The following is a 22,433-nucleotide window of genomic DNA, read 5'->3' on the forward strand; positions in this document are numbered from 1 at the left end:
GCGTGAAATTGGCTTTCATAGTTTACCGATTGCCAATAAATGATATATATTCAAAGGGATGCTTACATGCATCCCTTTTTTATTGGCCGTGATTGAGTGAAAGGATTCTAGAAATGGAAAATAAACAAATTGCGATATCTCAGTTTGGTGATGTTGATACTTTGGTGATTCAAACTACCTCCGTTCCTGAGCCCGCTAAGGGTGAAGTTCTTGTTGAAGTAGCATTCTCTGGTATTAATCCAATCGATGCTAAAACAAGAGCAGGCCTTGGGTGGGCTGCACAGCAAAATAAAGACAAGTTACCTTGGGTACCAGGTTATGATGTGTCAGGTAAAATTATAAAACTAGGTGACGGGTGCACGCGTTTTGCTATTAATGATAGTGTCGCAGGGTTTATTGGTTTTCCATTGCAAGGTGGAGGGTACAGTCAATATATCTCCATTCCTGAAGCTGCTCTTAGCTTAATTCCGAGCTCAATAACTCTGGAAGCCGCCGCGGCATTGCCTTTAGCTGGACAAACGGCTGCTCAAGCTCTGAACCGTGGTGAGGTCACAGAAGGGGACTGCGTACTGATCTTGGCTGGAGCGGGTGGTGTTGGTCATTTAGCTATTCAAATGGCTATTGCTGCAAAAGCCGAAGTTTATACAACGTGTAGTGAAAAAAACCTCGATTACCTCGCGACGTTAGGCGCTCACGCCATCAATTATAACTTTGCGCCTGTTTCACAACGACTCGATGGTGTCGATGTACTGATTGATTTGGTTGGCGGAGATGTTGCGCTGGATGCATTAAAGTGCTTAAAAGATAATGCTCGAGTGGTGACTGTACCAACACTCACTGCTGAATTGATTTGTGAAAAGGCAACTTTATTAGGATTTCAAGCGACAGGTATGCTTGTTGAACCAAATCCTGAGCAGCTCGATACTATGCTTTATATGGTTAGTGTCGGATTGCTTAAGACCGAGATCCAAAAAATTTATTCTTTAGATGATGTTAAAGTAGCCCACACTGAAATTGAAAGTGGGCATACTCGCGGAAAATTATTACTTAGTATGCAATGAACGAAACATTAGAGGCGCTGTTTGGTACTCTTGGTTTATCTTGGGAGCAATCAGCGCCATTTACATTATTTCTCTCCAGTTTTTTAAGTGCGACACTGTTGCCAGGAAGTTCAGAAGCTACGCTATTAGCCGCTCTTTCGTATTCTTCTCATTCTTACGTTTATTTGTTTATAGTTGCCACACTAGGTAATACGCTCGGTGGATTCACTAATTATTTGTTGGGTTTATGGTTACCAAACAGAACTGATTCTACTTTGAGAAGTCGAACCTCTATAGCATGGTTACAAAAACATGCTTATTGGGTTTTATTGCTCAGTTGGCTACCTATTATTGGCGATGCATTGTGCTTGACCGCAGGATGGATGAGGATGAAAGCACTCCCTTCGTTCCTTTGTATTCTCATTGGTAAAGCAATTCGATACGCTATTCTCATAGTGTTGTATTTAGGTTTATTTTAAGGAGTTAAAATGACAAAGCTTTGGCTAGTTGCCTTGTCACTCTTCGTATTGGTTGGATGTACTTCATCTAGCAAAGATTATTCATTTTTCTCGTCACTTCCCGATGGTATCTCATTAGTTGAACAAGTTGAGGCTGTACCAGGGAAAGCGATGATTCCTTATAAGAAATACCGCTTAGATAATGGTATGACCGTTATTTTGTCTCCAGATGATTCGGACCCATTAGTTCATGTTGACGTTACCTATCATGTGGGCTCCGCACGTGAGGTCCAAGGCAACACAGGTTTCGCGCATTTTTTTGAACACATGATGTTTCAAGGATCAAAGCATGTCGGTGATCAGCAGCATTTTAAATACATTACTGAAGCGGGTGGTGAGCTTAATGGCACCACCAACCGTGATAAAACTCATTACTTTGAAACAGTCCCAGCAAACCAACTTGAAAAAGTCCTATGGTTAGAATCTGACCGGATGGGCTTCTTATTGGATGCCGTTTCTCAACGTAAATTCGAGATACAAAGGGATACCGTTAAGAACGAACGTGCACAAAATTATGATAATCGTCCTTATGGACTGATTTGGGAAAAAATGGGTGAAACGTTGTACCCAAGATCTCATCCTTATTCTTGGCAAACTATTGGCTATGTTGAAGATTTAGACCGAGTTGATGTGAATGACCTTAAATCTTTCTTTTTACGTTGGTATGGCCCAAACAATGCGACGTTAGTCATTGGGGGAGATATTCAAATTGATCAGACATTAAATTGGGTGAACAAATATTTTGGATCTATTCCTAAAGGGCCTGAAGTCGATGATATGCCAAAGGCACCAGCGGTCATAAATGAAACGCGTTTTGTTACGATTGAAGACCGAATTCAGCAACCTATGGTTGTGGTTGGGTGGCCAACGGAATACTTAGGAGCTGAAACTCAAGTTCCACTTGATGTTTTATCTCAAGTGTTGGGAAGTGGGGCAAACAGTCTACTTTATCAAAAGTTAGTAAAAACCAATGAAGCCATTAATGCAGGAGCATTTCAAGACTGTGGAGAACTAGCTTGTACTTTTTATCTCTACGCTATGTCTTCATCAACGGCACCTGATGCATTGCATACACTTTACCAACAATTATTAGATATTATTCAGGAAGTAAAATCTCAAGGTGTGAATGAAGAACGATTTGAAGAAATAAAAGGGATAGCGCAAGCTGATGCAATTTTTGCCTTAGAAAGTGTAAAAGGGAAAGTCTCTCAACTTGCTTATAACGATGTGTTTTTTGATCAGCCAGATCGACTTCAAACCAATCTTTCATTATTAGAAAATGTATCGATGTCGGACATAGATTCCGTTTTGTCTCAATTTTTAGTCGATAAATCACATGCAGTTTTAAGTGTTGTCCCCAAAGGAAAAAGAGATATAGCAGTACAAGCTGTTAACTTCATCCCAGAAGAGCGGGTTATTCAGCCACATAAAACCATTGCATTAAATCAGCTAGAATTTCGAAATGTTGAAGATGACTTTGATCGAAGTGAAGTTCCAGTTGTTGGAGATTCGCTATCGATAAAAGTACCTGAGTTATATAAACACCACTTCAGCAATGGGATCACCTTGATGGGTACAGAAAGTCTAGAGTCGCCTTCTGTACTATTTAAGTTAAAACTTCCTGCTGGTGAACGCTATGTTGATGAGGGGAAAGAAGGACTAGCAGAACTGACTGCAAGTCTAATTGGAGAAGGAAGTCAGAGTCGAACACAAGAGCAAATTCAAGCGCAGTTAGATAGGCTTGGTTCATCTGTATCAATCAGTGCAGGTCACTACACAACAACAGTGACAGTCTCAGCTTTGGTTAAGAACTTTGATCAAACCTTAGCGATTGTTGATGAATTGCTATTTCATCCGCGTTTTGACCCTAAAGACTTAGAGCGGTTGAAACAAAAGATGAAAGAAGGCGTTGTGTACCAACAGCAAAAGTTGACTTGGCAAGCTTCACAAGCCACCCGTCAGGTACTATTTGGAGATTCGTTATTCTCTCGTATTAGTGATGGTACAGAGCAGAGTATCGATTCATTGACATTAGAGGATGTGCTCGCATTTTATCAGCAGCATTATACTCCGCAAGGCGCTCAGATCGTGATTGTCGGTGATGTTAATGAAGGTGAAGCGATTAGTAGCCTTGATTTCTTAGGACAGTGGCAAGGGGAATATCCTCCGCTACTTGCGCCTCAAATATTGCCGCAACAGTCAGAGCAGAAAATTTATGTACTTGATCATCCAGGAGCGACTCAAAGTATCGTCCGTTTTGTTCGCACCACGAAACCTTTTGATGCAACTGGAGAGTTATATTTAGCTCAATTGGCAAACTTTAATTTGGCAGGCAATTTTAATAGCCGAATGAATCAAAATTTGCGTGAAGATAAAGGGTATACCTATGGTATGGATGGTTATTTAGCGAGTAATCGGGAAATTGGTATAGCGGTCTTTGAGGCTCCGGTTAAGGCTGAAGCAACGGGTTTAAGCATTATTGAAATGCGTAATGAAATGAATCATTACGTACAAAATGGATTAGATGACGATGAGTTGGCTTTCATGCGGCTTGCTGTGGGGCAGCAAGATGCATTAATGTATGAAACGCAAGATCAAAAAGCTGACCTAATTAGCGGGATATTAACTTATAGTCTGCATTACGATTATTTACAGCAGCGTAATGAGATTGTAGCAACAGTGAAAAAAGCAACATTGAATGAAAGTGCTAAAAAATGGTTTAACCCGAATGATTACCAAATTATTGTCGTTGGCGATGCTAACGTCGTTGAACCACAACTTGAAAAATTAAACTTACCGATGGTTAAACTTGAAATCATTCGTTAAAGTACCAACTTAAAAGAGATACCCCATGTCGTAAACACTTCTGAGCTATCTAGCCACTTGATTTAGGCGCTCAGAGCTGTTTATTGAGGTGACTGTGATTAGCTCACGTATTATGACAATAAATATAAGTGAACCTGTTTTGAATAAATTAACTGAACGACTTAGCCTAGCAGCTCAAAACCCCGATATATTTAAGCAATTTAATCGTGGTATTGAACGTGAAACACTGCGATATAACACTGATGGTAGTATTGCGACAACACCTCACCCAAGTGCGCTCGGTTCGGCTACTTTTAATCAGTGGATTACAACAGACTTTGCTGAATCCTTGCTCGAGTTTATTACTCCCGTAAGTCAAAATGTTGATACCATTGTTGACCAATTATCCGATGTGCATCATTTTAGTCAGAGCCATTTGAGTGGCGACGAAAAATTGTGGCCGATGTCGATGCCTTGTTATGTTCCCAATGAAGACGCTATTCAGTTAGCTCAATATGGTACATCTAACAATGGGCGAATGAAGACTTTGTATCGTGAAGGGCTTAAGCGCCGTTACGGAAGTCTGATGCAGATTATTTCAGGTGTTCACTTTAATTTCTCTTTTCCTGAAGCTCTTTGGGATCAGCTCTATGGTGATCAAACTCAGGAAGCGAGAGAAAAAACGAAATCCGATTCCTATTTTGGTTTGATCCGAAACTACTATCGCTTCGGCTGGTTAATTCCTTATTTCTTCGGCGCTTCTCCAGCTATTTGCCCATCTTTTTTAAAGGGACGAGACTCACAGTTGCCTTTTGAAAATGTTGGAAAAACATTGTATTTGCCATACGCAACCTCACTGCGGTTAAGTGATTTGGGCTACACTAACAGTGCTCAAAGTGGCCTGAAAATTGGTTTTAATAGTCTTGAACAATATTTAGAAGGTGTACACAGTGCGATTCGAACACCTTCTGCTGAGTTTGCTGATATTGGTGTGAAAGTCGATGGAGAGTATCGTCAACTCAACAGCAATGTGTTGCAAATCGAAAATGAACTTTATGCTCCTATTCGTCCTAAGCGTGTTGCAAGTGCTAGTGAAAAGCCTTCTGAAGCTTTGCAGCGCGGTGGTGTTGAATATATTGAGATTCGTTCTTTAGACGTAAACCCATTTAGTCCTATTGGGGTTAACAAAGATCAAATTCGTTTTCTCGATTTATTCTTAACTTGGGCTGTAATGAGCGAATCGGATGAGATGACTAACTGTGAGCTGGAGTGCTGGCGTAGTAACTGGAATAAAGTGGTCATTGAAGGTCGTAAGCCAGGATTAGAGCTTAAAATTGGTTGTCATGGTGAAGTTCTTACTCTTAACACCTGGGCTCATCGTGTTATGGATGAATTATTCTCCATTGCCGAGTTATTCGATAAGGCAAATGGCGGCAACGAATACAGTCAAGTTTGTCAACGATTGACCACATGGATTGATGATCCAGAGTTGACATTGTCAGCTCAATTTTTGACTCAGTTAAAGCAAGAAGGATGTATGATTTCTCTTGGTTCTAAGTTAGGTAATGAATACGCTCAACAAAACAAAGAACATCAATATTCACAGTATTCTGGCGAGGAAATGCAAAAAGAAGTCGAACTCTCTCTTGCGAAACAAGCAGAGGCGGATAATGCCGAAGAGATCGACTTTGATACTTTTTTGGAGAACTACTTTTCTGATTTAAAGTGAAGTACTGAATCGATTTAATAGCAGAAATACGGTTTAGCATACATAATGTATATAATTTTTTGATTCAGTTTCAATGCAACTGAATTGTATTTGGAGAAAAATAAATGCCTTTACTTGATAGTTTTACCGTCGATCATACACGAATGACCGCCCCTGCCGTACGTGTTGCGAAAAAAATGCAAACACCGAAAGGCGATACTATTACGGTATTTGACCTGCGCTTTACACTTCCGAATGTAAGCTTGTTATCGGAGAGAGGTATTCATACACTTGAGCACCTATATGCTGGCTTTATGCGTGATCACCTCAATAGTTCCGATGTCGAAATTATTGATATTTCACCAATGGGATGTCGAACCGGGTTTTACATGAGTTTAATTGGCACACCAGGTGAGAGCGAAGTTGGGCAAGCTTGGCTTTCAGCAATGAAAGACGTATTGGAAGTAGAAAGCCAAGATAAAATTCCTGAGCTAAATCAGTACCAATGTGGAACCGCTGAAATGCACTCTTTAGAGGAAGCGAAAGAAATTGCAACTGCAGTTATAGATGCGGGCATTTCGGTTAATAAGAACGATGATTTGGCACTACCAGATGCATTGATTAGTGAACTAAAAGTAAACTAATCAATATCATCAGGCATGGTGGTAATAAAAAAAGCTTGGCGATGTGCCAAGCTTTTTTAGTTAGATAATAGAAGTTTTTGATATTGGATTAGGCTAAAATTTAGCTTTTGTTGGGGTAAACTTTGACCAATTTAATTCGGTTCTCTTCAATATCAATGATTTCCATTTCGTGATCAGCAACGCACACACTTAAACGCGTTTGAGGAATATCTTCTAGATGTTCTAGTATCAAACCATTTAACGTTCTTGGGCCGTCGGTTGGCATCTGCCAGCGTAAGTATTTATTGATATCTCGGACATTGGTACTGCCCTCAATCATAAAGCTGCCATCTGCCTGAGGGATGATTTCATCTGATGAACTTGGAGACATCGAAGTGGTAAATTCCCCCACAATTTCTTCAAGAATATCTTCGAGGGTAATCAAGCCATCGATATCGCCATATTCATCGACAATTAAGCCAATTCGTTCTTTATTGCGTTGAAACTTAAGTAATTGAACGTTCAATGGGGTAGATTCGGGGATAAAGTACACTTCATCCGCAGCCCGAAGTAAAACCTCTTTGTTGAACTCATTCTTTTCAAGCATAAATCGAAATGCATCACGCAGTTTCAATATTCCAACAACTTCATCGATGCTATCTCGATATAACACAACTCTGCCATGTGGTGAACGAGTCAATTGGCGTACGATCGATTTCCAGTCATCATTTATGTTGATTCCTGTGAGTTCGTTTCGAGGAACCATAATGTCGTTTACGGTAACGTGTTCGAGATCCAAAATAGAGAGCAACATATCTTGGTGGCGTTTTGGTATCAACCCACCCGCTTCGTTTACCACGGTCCTTAGCTCATCAGAGTTCAGACGGTCAGCGCCATCATGCTTGCTTGATAAACCTAAAATACGAATGAAGCCATTAGTTATGATGTTTACAAACCAGACTAAAGGCGCCATGAATTTCATTAAAATACTAAGCAAAATACTACTTGCAAATGAAACTCGTTCTGGATAGAGAGCTGCGAGTGTTTTTGGAGTGACTTCGGCAAAAACTAAGATAACAAGAGTTAAGCCTCCTGTTGCTATGGCTACCCCAGCGTTACCAAATAGGCGCATACCTAAGATGGTTGCAATGGCCGATGCCAAAATATTAACGAGGTTGTTTCCGATGAGGATCAAGCCGATAAGTTTATCGGGGCGGCTGAGTAATTTTTCTACTCTCTTCGCACCTCGATGACCTTGATTGGCGAGATGTTTAAGGCGATAGCGATTTAACGCCATCATTCCAGTTTCAGAACCTGAAAAATATCCGGATATAACTATAAGACATGCGAGCGTCGCAAATAATATACCCGTTGATATGTCGTCCAAATTTATAAATTCCTTTACACTATTTGATTAATTTATCGCCTAAGTTGGGGTTGCTGTCAATGGTTAACCTGCAAGTCTTTACTTAGACCTCTACGCTTAGCTGAGAATTATTTCTCTAACAAAGCGACTGCCAAAGTAAGCAAGCGTTAATATACAAGCACCTGCAAGGGCATACCAAGTGACGGTGCGACCGCGCCATCCTTTATGGTAATGTCCCCATAACAACACTGAATACACCACCCATGCTACAAAAGAAAGTACTCCTTTATGAGCATTACCACTACCAAACATCTCTTCGAGATAAAGAAAGCCAGTGACGAGAGTTCCCGTTAGTAGTAGGTATCCAATTAAGATAATTCGGAATAGTTGGCGTTCCACAAGAAGAAGAGGTGGGAGGTTAGGGTTAATAGCCAACGATTTTTTCTGTTTAAGTTTGTAATCCAGCCACGCTAACTGCAAGGCATAAAGCGCACCAATTGTCAGAGTTGAATAGGAAAATAGTGCGATTGAAATATGAAATAAGAGCCAAGGATCATGTTCTAAATGGGTAACAAAACTTCCTGGCAGGTAAGCGGCGGCAGCGATATTAATAGCGGAGAAACTGTAGACAACCGGTAACATAAACCAAAGACGAGCTTTTACCATAGACAAGCTCATCACGAGAGAAACAATGAAACTGATCAAGGAGGCGACATTAAGAATACTTAGGTTTTGGCCACCATGGTTGAAAATCAGGTCGCCTAAAATCCAGCCATGAAAAATAAGCGCAAGTATGGCGCTCAAGAAAACGGCTTTTACCTTAATTCCAGTCTGGTGTACTAGCCCTGGAATGATGGTAGCAATAGCTAAGCTGTAAAATAACGCTGCTACTATTGCAATGACTTTGTCCATATCTCTCTTTGATAGGTGAATTAGAAAGGACATTATACATCGGTAACTTATCGAGAGCTATCATCATTCAAAGAGATTTATAGTTTGATCGCTGTGTTATGGACGTGAAATGTCACTTCATAAGTTGAAAGGTTGGCAACATAGAGTGGTTCGGGTATATATCTATAGAAGGCTAAGGTATAATTAAACGAGTGATCGCCTCATAGCGAAGAGAGAAGTATGTTTGAGAATTTAACGGATCGACTATCCGGTACGCTAAAAAATATTAGCGGTAAAGGTCGTTTAACCGAAGATAATATAAAAGAAACACTGCGCGAAGTACGCATGGCTCTACTCGAGGCCGATGTTGCACTGCCAGTGGTTCGTGATTTTATTCAGCGCGTGAAAGCCGGTGCGGTTGGCGTTGAAGTTTCTAAGTCTTTAACTCCTGGGCAAGAATTCATAAAGCTAGTTCAAACAGAACTTGAAGCTGTTATGGGGGAGTCCAATGAAGCGCTCGATCTAGCGGCTCAACCACCAGCCGTTGTTTTGATGGCTGGTTTACAAGGTGCGGGTAAAACCACAAGTGTTGGTAAACTCGCTAAGTTGCTAACAGAGCGTGATAAGAAGAAAGTTCTGGTTGTGTCTGCCGATGTTTATCGTCCGGCAGCGATTAAACAGCTTCAAATGCTGGCAGCAGATGTTAGCGTCGACTTCTTCGAGTCCTCTGCAGATCAAAAGCCAATCGATATTGCTAATGCCGCCGTTGACCATGCGAAGAAGAAGTTCTATGACGTATTGATTGTCGATACGGCAGGTCGGTTAGCGATTGATGAAGAGATGATGGCGGAGATAAAAGAACTCCACGCAGCTATCACTCCCGTAGAAACACTATTTGTCGTTGATGCAATGACAGGTCAAGATGCTGCGAATACAGCAAAAGCGTTCGGCGATACACTTCCGTTAACAGGGGTTATCTTAACCAAAGTGGATGGTGATGCTCGTGGTGGTGCGGCATTATCTGTGCGTCATGTTACTGGTAAGCCGATTAAATTCTTAGGTGTTGGTGAAAAAACCGATGCATTGGAACCTTTCCATCCAGATCGCGTCGCATCTCGAATTTTGGGAATGGGCGATGTACTTTCTCTGATCGAAGATTTACAGCGTAATGTTGATCACGATAAAGCAGAGAAACTGGCGAAGAAATTTAAACAGAAAAAAGGCTTTGACCTAGAAGATTTTCGTGAGCAGTTAGGTCAAATGCAGAATATGGGCGGCATGATGGGCATGATGGATAAGCTTCCAGGAATGTCAAATCTACCCGCTAATATGAAAGACAAAGTAGACGATAAAATGTTTAAGCAGATGGAGGCCATTATTTCCTCTATGACGATGCATGAACGCCAACGTCCTGATGTTATTAAAGGTTCGCGCAAAAAGCGGATTGCCGCAGGTTCAGGTACTCAAGTACAGGATGTCAATCGCCTAATTAAGCAATTTACCCAGATGCAAAAAATGATGAAGAAAATGCAAAAAGGTGGCATGAAAGGAATGATGCGTAACATGCAAGGGATGATGGGAGGCGGTGGTGGGTTCAACCCATTCGGTCGATAATCCCTTTCTAACCATTCATTATTATTGAAATAGTTAAAACCCTTGCATTGCCCCGGAATAAGAGTAAAATTCCGGGGCTTTATTTTGGCACGAGACCCCAAGCTGATTTTTTGATTAGTTATTGGGGTTAATTTTATTATTGAGAAAGCAAAAGAGGACGATATGGTAACCATTCGTTTGGCACGTCACGGCGCTAAAAAGCGTCCATTTTATCAAATTGTAGTTGCGGATAGCCGCAATGCTGCAACTGGCCGTTTCATTGAAAATGTTGGTTTCTTTAACCCAACAGCAACTGGCCAAGAAGAAGGTCTACGTTTAGATCTAGATCGCGTTAACCATTGGGTTGGTGAAGGCGCATCTCTATCTGATCGCGTAGCTAAGCTAGTTAAAGACGCTCAAAAAGCGGCTTAATTTAGCAATTAAAATTTGCGAATGTCTAAGTAGGGTGAATAAGTAATGAGTGAGCAGAGCGAAAAAATTGTTGTTGGGAAGTTCGGAGCTTCTTACGGCATACGTGGCTGGCTTAAAATTATCTCTTACACAGACAATCAAGAAAGTATTTTTGATTATAGCCCTTGGTTTATTAACCAAAAGGGTGAGTGGGTCGAATGTAAGGTTGAGAGTTGGAAGCGCCATAACCAAGGTTTGGTGGCTAAATTAGTGGGTTTAGATGTTCGAGAGAATACCAGCCTCTATACCAACTTAGAGATCTCCATTAACCCAGTATCACTACCAGAATTGTCAGAAGATGAGTTCTACTGGCGTGAATTATTTGGTATGCAAGTTTTTACAACAAAAGGTTACGATCTAGGAACGGTCACTGATCTTTTGGAAACTGGCTCAAATGATGTTCTTGTAGTGAAAGCAAATCTTAAAGATGCTTTCGGTCAAAAGGAACGATTAATCCCGTTTCTTGAAGAGCAAGTGATCATATCGATTGATCGCAAAGCTCAACGGATCGAAGTTGACTGGGATCCTGGATTTTAGTTTCCCCAAACGGAGCGTAATAACATATGTGGGTTGGCGTAATTAGCCTATTTCCGGAAATGTTTCGTTCTGTTACTGATTTTGGGGTAACAGGTCAAGCGGTAAAACGAGGCCTTTTATCGATAAATGTTTGGAACCCTAGGGATTTCACTCACGATAAACATCGAACAGTCGATGATAAGCCTTACGGTGGTGGACCGGGAATGTTGATGATGGTGCAACCGTTAACGGATGCGATTCAAGCAGCAAAAGAGGCCGCACCGGGAAAAACGAAAGTCATTTATCTTTCACCTCAAGGTCGAAAACTTGATCAACAAGGTGTTGAAGAGCTGGCGACAAATGAAAATATGATTTTAATTTGTGGTCGTTATGAAGGGATAGATGAGCGTGTAATCGAATCGCATGTTGACGAAGAATGGTCGATTGGTGATTTCGTAATGACAGGTGGAGAGTTACCCGCGATGACGTTGGTCGATTCAGCCGTTCGGTTTATTCCGGGGGTGTTGGGAGATTACGCATCAGCAGAAGAAGACTCTTTTGCGAATGGGTTACTTGATTGTCCGCATTATACACGCCCTGAAAATTTGGATGGAAATGAAGTGCCTGCGGTACTCAAATCCGGAAATCATCAGGACATTCGTCAATGGCGGTTAAAGAAATCGTTAGGCCGGACCTGGCTAAGAAGACCAGAACTCCTGGAAAACCTAGCTCTGACTGACGAACAGGAAGCGTTACTTGCTGAGTTTATAAAAGAACTCAAAGTGAAGTAACCAATTTTATTTAGTATCAGTTTATTCTAGGAATTTAAAAAATGAGTAATATCATCAAGGCTCTTGAAGAAGAGCAAATGAAGCAAGACCTACCAAAATTTGCACCAGGTGACACTGTGGTTGTTCAAGTTAAGGTAAAAGAAGGTGAGCGTGAGCGTCTACAGGCATTTGAAGGTGTTGTAATCGCTATTCGTAACCGTGGTCTTCACTCTGCTTTCACCGTACGTAAGATTTCGAATGGTGAAGGTGTTGAGCGTACGTTCCAAACTCACTCTCCAATAGTGAATAGCATCGAAGTTAAACGTCGTGGTGCAGTACGTCGTGCCAAGTTGTACTACCTACGTGAACGTTCAGGTAAGTCTGCTCGTATTAAAGAGAAACTTACTAGAAAATAATGCTTTCACAAGCGTTCTCAAAGTAAAAACGGAGCCAATTGGCTCCGTTTTTTTATATCTGCTTTTATATGATATCGCGGTTGCTATCATTAAATTCGAGTATCTTCGGCTATTGTGACTGGAATTGTAATCTCTTGTCCATCTCTGAGTGCGATAACGTTAACCGTGATTCCCGGCCTAAGATCCGTCACTAAATCCATAACACTTTGACGTCCTATAATGTCATGTCCATCAATTTTAATAATAATGTCCTGAACTTTAAATCCAGCTTTAAACGCTGGCCCATTGGGATCCATTCCCAATACAACAATCCCGCCATTATATTTTCCACCTAGCAATCGAGATGTTAGAGAACTGATATCTTGCCCATCGATACCAATATAGCCTCGAATAACACGACCATCAGCGATGATTTTTTCCATGATCTTGTTGGCGAGAAGATAAGGGATAGCAAAAGAAATACCGTAGGTTTCTAAATCAGTCGCTTGTTGAAAGGAAGCAGTATTGATACCAACGAGTTCACCTTGAGTATTGACTAATGCTCCGCCAGAATTACCTTCGTTAATCGCAGCATCAGTTTGAATAAAAGCTTGACGCCCATCAGCACTAATTGAAGATCGTCCTGTTGCAGATATTATTCCAAAAGTGGTTGTCTGCCCTAAATTATAAGGGTTGCCTATTGCTAACACGACATCACCAACTTGAGGAGAATATTGTGGGTTTAAGGGAATAACAGGAAGATTACTCCCTTCGATATGAAGAATGGCAATATCGGTGCGACGATCTTGCCCAACAACCTGAGCGGCGGCGATACGACCATCTTGCAGCGCGACAATAATTTGATCAGCCTGTGCTACTACATGGTAGTTAGTCACAATATAGCCTTTTTCACTGACAATAACCCCAGAGCCTAGGCCCTGAGTTGAAAGCTTTGTTCGATCACTTTCAGTATATTTTCGACTGTAAATATTGACTACGGCAGGAGCGGCTTTACTTACTGCTTGATTAAACGATAGTTGCAGCGAAGCAATGTCTTTGGGTTGGTTGGTTAACTGAGGAATCGTAACTTGGCTTCGCAGGCTTGGCACGCTAATCACAACTACAAGCGCTGCGATAAGCCCTAACCCTAGAGACCGAAGTAAGTAATTCAAAGTGATATCCTCAATTGAAGCGAATGATTATCTTAACATAATTAATTAAGTGCTAGATTAGCACTAGATACCAAAATAGAAAATGAGCTTATCGTACAGATAAGCTCATTTCTCGGTAAGGTTTAATAAATATCAATTATTTAGCGAACGACAAGGTAAATACTCTGCTCGCCACGTTGAATATTCAGTGCCAAAATAGACGGATTTTGATCAAGAATAGACCGAAGTTGTGCAATGTTGGAGACTCGATGTCGATTGACGCCAACGATAATATCTCCTTCTTTTAATTGATAACTTTCGGCTGAGGATCCTTTCGCAACAGAAGTGACTTTGACACCTTGTATTGTGTCATTCGAATTCGTATTGGAGAGTTCCGCACCTGTTAGCCCTTCATGAAGAGATTTGGCTTCCGTTTTTACATCAGTTTGTTCACCAAGAGTGATATCGAAACTCAATGATTCGCCATCTCGCAGTACGCCTAGAGACACCTCTTTTCCTGCTCCGAGTGTCGCAACTTTCGCTCGAAGTTCGCCAAATGTATTTATTGACTTATCGTTGATAGAAACAATAATATCTCCGGCTTCCAGCCCTGCTTCATCGGCTGCGCTATCAGGTACTACTTGACTAACGAAAGCGCCTTTATTGGACTCATACCCCATCGCTTCTGCAAGTTCAGAAGTAATTTCTCCTCCTTGAACCCCAAGCATTCCTCGTTTAACTTCACCAAATTCTAAAATTTGGTCAGTGAGGTTTTTCATCATATTTGATGGAATCGCAAAGCCAATCCCAACGTTACCACCACTGGGACCTAAAATTGCAGTGTTAATACCAATCAATTCACCATTTAAGTTAACTAATGCACCGCCAGAGTTACCACTATTAATTGCGGCATCAGTCTGAATAAAGTTCTCGAAATTCTCTATATTAAGCCCACTGCGTCCCAATGCTGAAACAATCCCTGAAGTCACGGTTTGTCCAAGACCGAATGGGTTACCAATCGCGACTGTGAAATCACCTACATTCAGCTTATCTGAATCGGCTATTGATACTTGGGTGAGGTTTTTTGCATTGTCTAACTTAACCAAAGCGATATCAGACATTTTATCTGCGCCAACTAGCTCTGCTTGGTATTCTTTCCCATCATGCAGTTGTACGGTGATTTTATCGGCTTTATTAATGACATGAAAGTTAGTCACAACATACCCTTTTTCCGCATCGATGATCACACCAGAGCCTAATGCATGAAACGGACGTTGTTGTAACTGTTCGGTTGGAAAGTTAGGACCAAAGAAAAACCTAAATTGTTCAGGGACCTGTCGCTGGGCTGTTTGAGTCCCTTCTACTGCAATACTCACGACAGCAGGCATGACTTGCTGAAGCATTGGGGATAAGCTAGGAAGTTGTTGACCATCGACTGTCACAGGAAGTACTGCGGATGCTGGAGGTGCGACGAAAGAACTAATACAAAGAGAAAGTGTAGTTAATGCGAGTAAAGATTTTTTCATGCTATGACTCCTATGAAAATAGAACCCAGATTAGTATCAACTATCTGGGTAATTATAAACTCTCAATAGTTTGTGGAGTTTAGGACTCAAAAATCTTTACAAAGTTCACGAAAATAATTTAGTTATTTCTTTTTCTACGAATCTTTTTCGGTGACAGAAGGTTTATCCTCTGGTTTTAATAATCCTGAAGAACCTTTAGCATAGTCTTTAGGTTGCGTTTCCGTTGACGTACTGTCGTTTACTTCTGTTTCTGTCGTTACTTTATTCTTTTTCTCAATAGTTTTGATAAATGGATTATCTTGTTCAGGGATATTGGGAATCAGTTCCGAAGAGCTTTTTGCGAGGTGTTGGTAAAGTTTTGTATAGTCTTTACCAATGGTATCTAGCATACCTGCAGTTTGAGAAAAATGATCCATTAGTTCTTGGCGTTGTTGTTCAAGAGCAAATTTTGAAGCATCTAGTTCTTTTTGTATCGACTTCTGATTTTTGTATTGTGGAGCAGTAATGCGGGAAACGATCGCTCCGACAACACAGCCAACTAATAGCCCGACAATGGCATACATCCAAGGCATAAATTCTCCTTCCTGTTGTTATTTAACATATGTTTTACCACTTGGTTACACATGCAGTTTGGACATGGTACTATGAGTTTATAGACCGATAAAGTGAAACTCGGTATTTGAAAATTAACTCTTACCACAACCACATTCTATATGATTTTTATGACTCCAAAGCAACGTTACCTTCATGATATTGAAAAAAATACGATAAAACCTGACAGTGCGCAAGCAATGGCTGTCGATGCGCTCGAGCATTTGTATCAAGAGTATGCTTTATTTTTAGAACAGGAGCCTCAAAAGAAACCAACGTTTTTGGAGCGGATTACTGGGAAAAAAGCAGAGAGTAAAACACCGCCTAAAGGTCTTTATATGTGGGGAGGTGTTGGACGTGGCAAGACGTATCTGATGGATGCATTTTTTGATACGTTAACGCCTTCAAAAAATATGCGTATCCACTTTCATCGCTTTATGTATCGTGTTCATGAGGAACTTGCTCAATTAGAAGAAACTTCTGACCCATTATTGATAGTGGCAGATCGTCTTAAAGTTGAAGCTGATATTATCTGTTTTGATGAATTCTATGTCTCCGATATTACCGATGCCATGATCCTTGGAACTTTGTTTGAAGCACTATTTGCTCGTGGTGTTATATTGGTCGCGACGTCGAATATTCCTCCAAGTGAATTATACCGCAATGGATTACAACGAGCTCGCTTTATGCCAGCAATCAAACTGATCGAACAAAACTGCCAAATAATCAATGTCGATAGTGGTGTCGATTATCGACTACGAACTCTAGAAAACGCTGACATTTATCACTCGCCAAATGATGACCTGGCAATGGCGCATTTGCAGGAGTACTTTGCTCAACTTGTTGGTCACCCCTGGGCACAAGAACAATCAGTATCTATTGATGTTAATCATCGTCAAGTTGATGTGATTAATGCATCTAATGGCGTTCTTTTTGCTAATTTTGAACAGCTTTGTCAGACAGCCAGAAGCCAAAACGATTACATTGAACTGTCAAAAGTCTACCATACAGTTTTACTTAGTGATGTGAAGCAGATGGATAGAAGTCTTGATGATGCTGCACGCCGATTTATCGCATTGGTTGATGAGTTTTATGAGCGTAAAGTGAAACTGATTATTTCAGCAGAAGTTGAACTAGAGTCTCTTTATACCTCTGGACAACTTGAGTTTGAATTTAAGCGTTGCTGCTCAAGGTTGACCGAAATGCAGAGTAGAGATTACTTGTCAGAGGCTCATTTGACATAATAAAAAGGAAGAGAGATGTTTTTTTATTCTTTTGCTTCTTTAAGTCAAAAAAAAGATGATTTTTTCTGCGCTCTTCTCTATAATCCTGCGACCCACCGTTACTGCAGGCTAATTTCTTTGGAAATATAGCCGAGAGTGCCAACCACTCGAAGGGGTGATGTACGGGCTCTTAGACAGTGGGAGCATTAGCTCCTTAAGTGTAAATTTAATTATATGGGTTATTATTAGCATGAAAACTTTCGTTGCTAAACCAGAAACCGTTAAACGCGACTGGTATGTTGTAGACGCAGAGGGAAAAACTCTAGGCCGTCTCGCAAGTGAAATTGCATCTCGCCTACGTGGCAAACATAAAGCTGAATATACTCCTCACGTTGATACTGGTGATTACATCATCGTTGTAAACGCAGAGAAAATTACTGTTACAGGTAATAAAGGTGAAGGTAAGATTTACTACCGTCACACTGAATTCCCTGGTGGTTTAAAGTCAACTTCTTTCAATAAGTTAATTGACTACAAACCTGAAATGGTAATCGAGCTAGCGGTTAAAGGTATGCTACCACGTGGTCCTCTAGGCCGTGCTATGTACCGTAAGCTTAAAGTTTACGCTGGTGCTGAGCACAACCATGTTGCTCAACAACCAACAGTACTAGACATCTAATTGGGGATTTCGAAAATGGCAGAGAATCAATACTACGGCACTGGCCGTCGCAAAAGCTCAGCTGCGCGTGTTTTTATCAAACCAGGCAGCGGTAACATCGTAATCAATAAGCGTACTCTTGATGAGTATTTTGGCCGTCCAACTTCTCGTATGGTTGTTAAACAGCCTCTAGAGCTAGTTGAAATGGTTGAAAAGCTAGACCTATACATCACTGTTAAAGGTGGTGGTATTTCTGGTCAAGCTGGTGCGATCCGTCACGGTATCACACGCGCTCTAATGGAATATGACGAATCTCTACGTCCTACTCTACGTTCTGCGGGTTATGTAACTCGTGATGCTCGTAAAGTTGAGCGTAAGAAAGTTGGTTTACGTAAAGCACGTCGTCGTCCACAGTTCTCTAAACGTTAATCTTATTTCAAGATTATCGGGCAGATTGCTGCTTACTATGTGCTACAAAAGCTCGACCTTGGTCGAGCTTTTTTGTATTTATAATTCGTCATATTTTTCAATTATTTTTTGCTCAAAATTTCTATAATGCTATGAACGTGACATTTCCTGCATAAATGTTACAGAAAAGTAGCTTTACCTTGTCAAAAAGTAGGGTTTTATTTATCCTCGTCAACAAAATAAATATAACGAATTCCAGTTTAGTTAGCCGAGTTCGACTTTTAGAGTGTCTATACTTTTGAAGAGAGAGCCGATGGGAGAGTTTTTGGATGAGCAATGCACCAATTAATAAGGGGCGTAGGCGTTTTCTAACTGCATCGACAGCTGTCGTTGGTGGCTTAGGCGCAGTAGCAGTCGCTGTACCCTTTATAAAATCATGGAACCCAAGTGCCAAAGCGAAAGCTGCTGGTGCTCCGGTAGAAGTGGATATAAGTAAAGTAGAAGAAGGGCAGTTATTACGCGTGGAGTGGCGTGGTAAGCCTGTTTGGATCGTTCGACGTCCTAAGTCGATTTTAGATGGATTGGCGACACATGATTCTCAATTAAGGGATCCTAGCTCTGAACAAGAGCAGCAGCCTGAATACGCTCAAAATGAGTACCGCTCGATTAAACCTGAATATTTTGTCGCGGTAGGGATTTGTACTCACTTAGGGTGTTCTCCGACTTATTTGCCGAGCTCTTTTAATGAGCAGGTCGAAGGTGTGCCATCGGGCTTCTTTTGTCCGTGTCATGGCTCAAAATTTGATATGGCCGGCCGTGTTTTCGCTGGTGTTCCAGCACCGCTTAATTTGGTTGTTCCGAAATATATGTTCTTAAGTGATGCCCGTATAGTCATTGGTATCGATGAAAATGGGGAGGCATAATGCAAGTCCTATTAGATTGGGTTGAAAAACGCCTACCAGCGATGAATGCGTATAAAAAGCATTTATCTGAATATCCGATGCCAAAGAACTTTAACTTTTGGTATCTATTTGGTTCTCTAGCAATGTTGGTTTTGGTTAATCAAATTCTTACTGGTATTTGGTTAACAATGAATTATGTTCCATCAGGGGATGGTGCATTTGCTTCTGTCGAATATATTATGCGAGATGTCGATTACGGTTGGTTGCTGCGCTACATGCATTCAACTGGTGCATCGGCATTTTTCGTTGTCGTTTACCTCCATATGTACCGTGGATTGATCTATGGTTCTTACCAAAAGCCTCGTGAGTTATTGTGGTTATTTGGGATGCTGATCTTCTTGGTTCTTATGGCTGAAGCCTTCATGGGGTATCTACTTCCTTGGGGACAAATGTCCTATTGGGGAGCACAGGTTATTATTTCCTTGTTTGGAGCTATTCCATACATTGGTGATGATTTGACTTTGTGGATTCGTGGTGACTATGTTATTTCAGGCGCGACTTTAAACCGTTTCTTCGCATTACATGTAATAGCATTACCGATAGTGTTACTCCTCTTAGTTGTACTGCATATTCTAGCGTTACATGAAGTTGGATCGAATAACCCTGATGGTATCGAAACAAAACTGAAGAAAGGCACTATGGGTGAAGATTACAAAACCCAGTTTAAATTCCATGAGCAATATAGTGGGAAATACGACATTATCGACTCTATTCCGTTCCACCCTTATGGAACAGTGAAGGATATGGTTGGTATCGCCGGGTTCTTCTTCTTCTTTTGTTATGTGTTGTTTTTCAATCCAGAGATGGGGGGATACTTCCTTGAGCCGCCAAACTTTGAGGCTGCTAACCCATTGAAAACACCTGAACATATTGCGCCCGTTTGGTACTTTACGCCATTCTACGCCATTCTCCGTGCTGTCCCCGATAAGTTGCTCGGAGTGATTGCAATGGGTGCATCTATTGTCATGCTGTTCCTATTACCATGGTTAGACCGTTGTAAGGTTCGTTCATATCGTTACCGCAGCAAGTTCCATTTGTTTAATATCATACAGTTCACAATCAGCTTTATAGTGTTAGGTGTATTGGGAACTTTGCCTGCTACGACAGTTTATACACTGATGGCTCAGATCTTTAGCTTAGGTTATTTTATGTTCTTTGTGCTGCTGTTCTTCTACAGTAAGAATGAAGCCACCAAGCCACTGCCAGAGAGGGTTAACTTCAAATGAAGAAATGGATTGTAATTTTATTTGGTCTTTTACCTTCTATGGTTTTTGCGGCAGGCTCTGGCGTACATTTGGATGCGGCAGAAAATGATTTAACAGATAAAGCATCGTTACAAAACGGCGCAAAACTGTTTATGAATTACTGCTTCGGTTGTCACTCAACTCAGTACCAGCGTTATGAACGTGTTGCGAATGATTTAGGAATTCCAAAAGATCTCATGTTGGAAAATCTAGTATTTGAACCAACGGCTAAAATTGGTCAATTAATGGAAAATGCGATTCCTGATGAAGATGCGAGTAAATGGTTCGGTTCTGCGCCACCTGATCTCACTTTGGTTGCTCGTGTTCGAGGTACTGATTGGGTGTATACCTATCTACGCTCTTTCTATGTAGATCCTAGCCGTCCATTTGGTGTCAATAATACGGTATTCCCTAGTGTAGGTATGCCTCATGTATTAGAGGGCTTGCAAGGGATTCCTTATCCTGTATATGAAACAACTCAGGTTGATGGAGAGGATGTACAGCACATTGTCGGTATCGAATCGGATGGTTCAGGGGAACTTACTGCTTCAGAATATGATATAGCGGTTAGAGACCTTGTTAATTTCCTAGAGTATTCCGCCGAGCCTATGAAACTTGAACGACAATCAATGGGGTGGTGGGCTATGGGCTTTATCTTCATTTTCACTATCGTTGTTGTGTTGCTCAAGAAAGAGTATTGGCGTGATGTGCACTAAATGTGCTAATATTCCGTGTTATTTTTTGTGAATATTAAATCTGACAATGGAGGCTTGCCTCCATTGTTTACATTTGTAAGTATGCTGGAGGGCTCTAATGGCTGTAGCTGCCAATAAACGTTCTGTGATGACTCTTTTTTCTAGTGCCTCTGATTTATACAGTCATCAGGTACGTATCGTTCTAGCTGAGAAAGGTGTAAGTGTAGAGGTTGAACTTGTTGATGACTCTAATCTTCCTGCTGAACTCATAGAGCTAAATCCATATAAGTCGGTGCCAACTTTGGTTGACCGTGAGCTTGCTTTATATGACTCCAAAATTATCATGGAGTACTTAGATGAGCGTTTTCCTCACCCTCCATTAATGCCAGTTTACCCTGTTGCCCGTGGTAAAAGTCGTCTTATGGTTTACCGTATCGAAAGAAATTGGTATAGCCTAGCGAACACGATTACTTCAGGTAATGCAGAAGAGGCTGAGTCTGCACGTAACAAACTGCGTAATGATCTGCTGACACTTGCTCCAATTTTTGCTGAATATGAATATTTCATGAGCGAAGAGTTTAGTTTAGTTGATTGTTATCTTGCACCATTATTATGGCGCTTACCTGTATTGGGTATCGATCTGGTTGGTGCTGGTTCTAAAGAACTAAAAGTTTATATGAACCGTGTATTTGAACGTGATTCATTCCTTGCATCATTGACTGAATCTGAGCGTGAGATGCGTTTAGCTCGCTAATATAGGATTCAGTGGCTATGGATATTGAAAATATGACGCCTCGACGCCCTTACATGTTACGGGCGTTTTATGATTGGTTAGTTGAGAATGATCTCACACCTCATCTCGTTGTGGATGCAACATTGAAGGGAGTGCGAGTACCACTTGAATTTGTCCAAGATGGTCAAGTTATTCTCAATGTGGCACCACGAGCAGTTGGTAATCTAGATATAGGCATTGATTCAGTGAGTTTTAATGCTCGCTTTAGTGGTACTCCACATGCGGTACTAGTACCGATATATGCTGTACAAGCGATATATGCTCGAGAGAATGGTGCAGGTACAATGTTTGAACCTGAAGATGCCTATTTGACTGACTCCGTTGAAGAGAGCATACCTGAACAAACTCAAGAACCTAGTTTGTCGGTCGCTGAAGCGCCCTCAGAAGATGAAGAAGGCGGTGATGAGCCACCAAGAACGAAAGGTAAACCGAGTTTGCGAGTGATTAAGTAAAGCATCGGGAATCATAAACAAAAAAAACAGCGAT

At 41.1% G+C, this 22,433-nt stretch carries 23 protein-coding genes; 18 read left to right on the forward strand and 5 right to left on the reverse strand.

What is annotated here, in order from left to right; all coding sequences use genetic code 11:
- Positions 1-113: 113 nt before the first annotated feature.
- The 5 genes from ACXJY6_RS09265 (at position 114) to luxS (ending at position 6,715) form a co-directional block, all read left to right on the forward strand.
- Positions 114-1,061: an NADP-dependent oxidoreductase gene (locus tag ACXJY6_RS09265; RefSeq protein WP_458768160.1), complete on the forward strand. Its 948-nt coding sequence runs from the start codon at positions 114-116 to the stop codon at positions 1,059-1,061.
- Positions 1,058-1,519 (forward strand): YqaA family protein, encoded by a 462-nt coding sequence (locus ACXJY6_RS09270; RefSeq protein WP_456050550.1) that lies wholly within the window; start codon positions 1,058-1,060, stop codon positions 1,517-1,519. The genes ACXJY6_RS09265 and ACXJY6_RS09270 overlap by 4 nt, the downstream gene beginning before the upstream one ends.
- Before the next feature lie 9 nt (positions 1,520-1,528).
- On the forward strand, positions 1,529-4,384 hold the full coding sequence (locus ACXJY6_RS09275) for a M16 family metallopeptidase (RefSeq protein ID WP_458768161.1): 2,856 nt from the start codon (positions 1,529-1,531) through the stop codon (positions 4,382-4,384).
- A 139-nt stretch (positions 4,385-4,523) separates the two neighbouring features.
- Positions 4,524-6,092 (forward strand): glutamate--cysteine ligase, encoded by a 1,569-nt coding sequence (gene gshA, locus ACXJY6_RS09280; protein WP_458768162.1) that lies wholly within the window; start codon positions 4,524-4,526, stop codon positions 6,090-6,092.
- A 104-nt stretch (positions 6,093-6,196) separates the two neighbouring features.
- The gene (gene luxS, locus ACXJY6_RS09285; protein WP_456050553.1) at positions 6,197-6,715 is read left to right on the forward strand and encodes an S-ribosylhomocysteine lyase; all 519 of its coding nucleotides are present in this window, start codon (positions 6,197-6,199) and stop codon (positions 6,713-6,715) included.
- Positions 6,716-6,815: 100 nt separating this feature from the next.
- Here the strand turns inward: luxS and ACXJY6_RS09290 are convergent, their stop codons facing one another.
- A complete protein-coding gene (locus ACXJY6_RS09290; RefSeq protein WP_458768163.1) occupies positions 6,816-8,081 on the reverse strand; it encodes an HlyC/CorC family transporter in 1,266 nt (421 codons plus the stop codon).
- Between the two features lie 96 nt (positions 8,082-8,177).
- Complete coding sequence (locus ACXJY6_RS09295) at positions 8,178-8,972, reverse strand: cytochrome C assembly family protein (protein WP_456050555.1); 795 nt, start codon at positions 8,970-8,972, stop codon at positions 8,178-8,180.
- A 219-nt stretch (positions 8,973-9,191) separates the two neighbouring features.
- Between ACXJY6_RS09295 and ffh the strand changes: the two genes are divergently transcribed.
- The 5 genes from ffh (at position 9,192) to rplS (ending at position 12,717) form a co-directional block, all read left to right on the forward strand.
- Positions 9,192-10,565: a signal recognition particle protein gene (gene ffh, locus ACXJY6_RS09300; RefSeq protein WP_456050556.1), complete on the forward strand. Its 1,374-nt coding sequence runs from the start codon at positions 9,192-9,194 to the stop codon at positions 10,563-10,565.
- A 162-nt stretch (positions 10,566-10,727) separates the two neighbouring features.
- Entirely contained in the window at positions 10,728-10,976 is a 249-nt protein-coding gene (gene rpsP, locus ACXJY6_RS09305) for a 30S ribosomal protein S16 (protein ID WP_456050557.1), read from the forward strand.
- Positions 10,977-11,021: 45 nt separating this feature from the next.
- A complete protein-coding gene (gene rimM, locus ACXJY6_RS09310; RefSeq protein ID WP_456050558.1) occupies positions 11,022-11,552 on the forward strand; it encodes a ribosome maturation factor RimM in 531 nt (176 codons plus the stop codon).
- A gap of 26 nt (positions 11,553-11,578) precedes the next feature.
- Positions 11,579-12,322: a tRNA (guanosine(37)-N1)-methyltransferase TrmD gene (gene trmD / locus ACXJY6_RS09315; protein WP_458768164.1), complete on the forward strand. Its 744-nt coding sequence runs from the start codon at positions 11,579-11,581 to the stop codon at positions 12,320-12,322.
- Positions 12,323-12,363: 41 nt separating this feature from the next.
- Positions 12,364-12,717: a 50S ribosomal protein L19 gene (gene rplS / locus ACXJY6_RS09320; RefSeq protein ID WP_456050560.1), complete on the forward strand. Its 354-nt coding sequence runs from the start codon at positions 12,364-12,366 to the stop codon at positions 12,715-12,717.
- A gap of 89 nt (positions 12,718-12,806) precedes the next feature.
- Here the strand turns inward: rplS and degS are convergent, their stop codons facing one another.
- The 3 genes from degS to zapG all read right to left on the reverse strand — a co-directional run bounded on the left by degS (position 12,807) and on the right by zapG (position 15,945).
- Complete coding sequence (gene degS, locus ACXJY6_RS09325) at positions 12,807-13,868, reverse strand: outer membrane-stress sensor serine endopeptidase DegS (protein ID WP_456050561.1); 1,062 nt, start codon at positions 13,866-13,868, stop codon at positions 12,807-12,809.
- 140 nt (positions 13,869-14,008) lie between these two features.
- The gene (locus ACXJY6_RS09330) at positions 14,009-15,373 is read right to left on the reverse strand and encodes a DegQ family serine endoprotease (RefSeq protein WP_456050562.1); all 1,365 of its coding nucleotides are present in this window, start codon (positions 15,371-15,373) and stop codon (positions 14,009-14,011) included.
- A 134-nt stretch (positions 15,374-15,507) separates the two neighbouring features.
- Positions 15,508-15,945, reverse strand: a complete 438-nt coding sequence (zapG, locus tag ACXJY6_RS09335) for a Z-ring associated protein ZapG (RefSeq protein WP_456050563.1) — start codon at positions 15,943-15,945, stop codon at positions 15,508-15,510.
- 150 nt (positions 15,946-16,095) lie between these two features.
- On the opposite strand from zapG, the gene zapE reads away from it, so the two are divergent.
- The 8 genes from zapE to sspB all read left to right on the forward strand — a co-directional run bounded on the left by zapE (position 16,096) and on the right by sspB (position 22,399).
- Positions 16,096-17,208, forward strand: coding sequence for a cell division protein ZapE (zapE, locus tag ACXJY6_RS09340; protein ID WP_458768165.1), 1,113 nt, complete (start codon positions 16,096-16,098; stop codon positions 17,206-17,208).
- Positions 17,209-17,437: 229 nt separating this feature from the next.
- On the forward strand, positions 17,438-17,866 hold the full coding sequence (gene rplM, locus ACXJY6_RS09345) for a 50S ribosomal protein L13 (protein WP_456050565.1): 429 nt from the start codon (positions 17,438-17,440) through the stop codon (positions 17,864-17,866).
- Between the two features lie 15 nt (positions 17,867-17,881).
- Positions 17,882-18,274, forward strand: a complete 393-nt coding sequence (gene rpsI / locus ACXJY6_RS09350) for a 30S ribosomal protein S9 (protein WP_456050566.1) — start codon at positions 17,882-17,884, stop codon at positions 18,272-18,274.
- Between the two features lie 308 nt (positions 18,275-18,582).
- A complete protein-coding gene (gene petA / locus ACXJY6_RS09355; protein WP_458768166.1) occupies positions 18,583-19,176 on the forward strand; it encodes a ubiquinol-cytochrome c reductase iron-sulfur subunit in 594 nt (197 codons plus the stop codon).
- Positions 19,176-20,441, forward strand: a complete 1,266-nt coding sequence (locus ACXJY6_RS09360) for a cytochrome b (protein ID WP_456050568.1) — start codon at positions 19,176-19,178, stop codon at positions 20,439-20,441. The genes petA and ACXJY6_RS09360 overlap by 1 nt, the downstream gene beginning before the upstream one ends.
- On the forward strand, positions 20,438-21,175 hold the full coding sequence (locus tag ACXJY6_RS09365; RefSeq protein WP_456050569.1) for a cytochrome c1: 738 nt from the start codon (positions 20,438-20,440) through the stop codon (positions 21,173-21,175). Before ACXJY6_RS09360 ends, ACXJY6_RS09365 begins: the two co-directional genes overlap by 4 nt.
- A gap of 97 nt (positions 21,176-21,272) precedes the next feature.
- Positions 21,273-21,908, forward strand: a complete 636-nt coding sequence (gene sspA / locus ACXJY6_RS09370) for a stringent starvation protein SspA (RefSeq protein ID WP_456050570.1) — start codon at positions 21,273-21,275, stop codon at positions 21,906-21,908.
- A gap of 17 nt (positions 21,909-21,925) precedes the next feature.
- The gene (sspB, locus tag ACXJY6_RS09375) at positions 21,926-22,399 is read left to right on the forward strand and encodes a ClpXP protease specificity-enhancing factor (RefSeq protein ID WP_456050571.1); all 474 of its coding nucleotides are present in this window, start codon (positions 21,926-21,928) and stop codon (positions 22,397-22,399) included.
- The last annotated feature ends 34 nt before the right edge of the window (positions 22,400-22,433 follow it).

It is taken from the genome of Vibrio phycocola, assembly GCF_054404255.1.